Source organism: Sandarakinorhabdus sp., from assembly GCF_040398645.1.
Taxonomy (GTDB): Bacteria; Pseudomonadota; Alphaproteobacteria; order Sphingomonadales; family Sphingomonadaceae; genus Sandarakinorhabdus.
The window spans coordinates 1-1571 of the sequence record NZ_JBBATR010000037.1 but is presented as its reverse complement, the minus strand read 5'-3'; the positions used below and the strand labels follow the sequence as shown (position 1 = coordinate 1571).

The window sequence follows — 1571 nt, the reverse complement described above, 5'->3', positions numbered from 1 at the left end:
GCCGCTCGCCGTCGTTTGCCGCAATCGCGGCACAGTGAGGCCGGTTTTGCGCGATGTCCGTCAATTCCGGGCCGCCACTGCGCGCGGCTCTCGAGGTCGGGCGGGGTGGCCGCCGGGATTATGCGTCGGCACCGATAGGCTGGGCGGTTGTGCGAACCAATGTCCGGGTTTGCACGGAATCCGTCGTTCGCCAACGCCGCAGGGACGGGCCGCGTGGTCCCAAAAAAGTCACGGTTGGCCCGGTCAGCGAATGATCAATCCCCCTGCTAAATCCCCAAACCGCCATCCATCGTTTGCGTCGTGCCCGTGATCATCGCTGCTGCCGGGCTGGCCAGGTACAGCACCAGGCCGGCCACTTCATCGGCAGTGGCGTGGCGCTTGATGGCCATCGCGGCGTGCATCATCGGCGCCATCGGGCCGCCTGCCGGGTTCATGTCGGTATCCACCGGGCCGGGCTGCACCACGTTTACGGTGATGCCGCGCGGCGCGAAATCGCGGGCCAGGCCGCGGCCGATGCCCTGCACGGCGGATTTGGACAGCGCATAAGCGGTGAAGCCCGCGCCCGGCACCCGGTCGCCGTTCACCGAACCGATGATGATGATGCGGCCATTGTCGTGCATCTGCCGCCCGGCCTCCACCCCGGCAAAATAGGCTGCGCGCACGTTGATATCGATCAGCCGGTCCACGGCATCGGCATCAAGCTTCAGCGGATCGCCCATCATCGCCACCCCGGCGTTGATCACCATGATGTCGAGCGCGCCAGCCGCTGCCACCGCTGCGATCAACTCGTCGCGGTTGGCGCTGTCAGCCTGCACTGAAGCCGCGCCGGTTTCGGCCGCCACCGCCGCCGCTGCATCGGGCGAACCGGAATAGCTGAAGCGCACATTTGCACCCGCTGCCGCAAAGTGGCGCACCAGCGCGGCGCCGATGCCGCGGCTGCCGCCCAGAACCATAACAGATTTTCCGGTAAAATCGCTCATCTGGGTCAACCTTCGCGTGCTAGGGTTCATGCGCCGTTCTGGCGTTCGCGCGCAGTATTGCTGACAAGACCGGCCTCTCCAAGCGGGAAACAGCATGACCAAGACCTTTGCCGCCCTTCTTCTCATCCTGGCCAGCCCGGCTCATGCCGCCACCAGCGATGAATTCCGCGCTGGCAACTGGGCCGCTGCCGTGCGCGATGGCCGGGCCGAAAACAGTGTCGAAAGCCTGATCCTGGCCGGACGCGCGCAGCTTTCGATTGCCGGCTATCAAACCAGCAGCAAGGATCAGGCCCTGGCGCAAGTGGCCGCCGCCGAGCGCGATTTCGATGCGGCGCTGGCCCGCGCGCCCGGCAACACCGAAGCACAATTGCAAAAGGCCGTCGCCATCGCTTACCGCGCGCAACTGACACGCGGCATCGGCCTGGCCAAGGATGTGCGCCGCCGGTTTGAAGCGATTCGTGCCGCCCATCCGGGCAACAGCCTGGTGTGGGGCGCGCTGGGCGGCTGGCATGGCGGCGCGGTGGCAACCGTCGGCAGCTTTCTGGCCGGCACCGCGCTGGGCGCCAAGAAATCGGAGATGGAGCGCTGCTA

At 66.6% G+C, this 1571-nt stretch carries 1 protein-coding gene and 1 pseudogene; one reads left to right on the top strand and one right to left on the bottom strand.

Translation table 11 applies throughout. The features are described 5' to 3' along the window. Nucleotides 1–266: 266 nt before the first annotated feature. Complete coding sequence (bdcA, locus tag ABWP50_RS09320) at nt 267–980, bottom strand: SDR family oxidoreductase (RefSeq protein ID WP_353217721.1); 714 nt, start codon at nt 978–980, stop codon at nt 267–269. A 94-nt stretch (nt 981–1074) separates the two neighbouring features. Here bdcA and ABWP50_RS09315 point away from each other — a divergent pair. Then, nucleotides 1075–1571: pseudogene (locus ABWP50_RS09315) on the top strand (hypothetical protein); the annotation flags it as partial.